Raw genomic sequence first — 231 nt, 5'->3', positions numbered from 1 at the left:
ATCCCTCCGGGCTGGCACGGCTGGATGCATCACCGCACCGACACCCCGCCGTCGAAGGAAAACTACGCCGCCAAGGAATGGGAAAAGGCGCACCGCGCCAATCCGACCGGTTCTCCGCAGGCCTACCGTCCGCCGGGTTCGCTGTCGGCCACCGGCGAGCGTCCGCGTGTTACCGGCGATTACGACGCCTGGACGCCTGGCAACTGAGTTCGCCGACCGCAAAGCGGGCCG

1 protein-coding gene is annotated in these 231 nt (G+C 68.4%); it reads left to right on the top strand.

What is annotated here, in order from left to right; all coding sequences use genetic code 11:
- A partial coding sequence (locus SB764_RS45040; protein WP_410867439.1) for an NADH-ubiquinone oxidoreductase subunit NDUFA12 family protein occupies positions 1-207 on the top strand: 207 nt, incomplete at its 5' end.
- Between the last annotated feature and the right edge of the window lie 24 nt (positions 208-231).

The sequence above is a fragment of the Paraburkholderia sp. SIMBA_027 genome, assembly GCF_046535315.1.
GTDB lineage: Bacteria > Pseudomonadota > Gammaproteobacteria > Burkholderiales > Burkholderiaceae > Paraburkholderia > Paraburkholderia tropica.
Note: the sequence above shows the minus strand (reverse complement) of the source record. Positions and strands in the feature narration are given on the sequence as shown.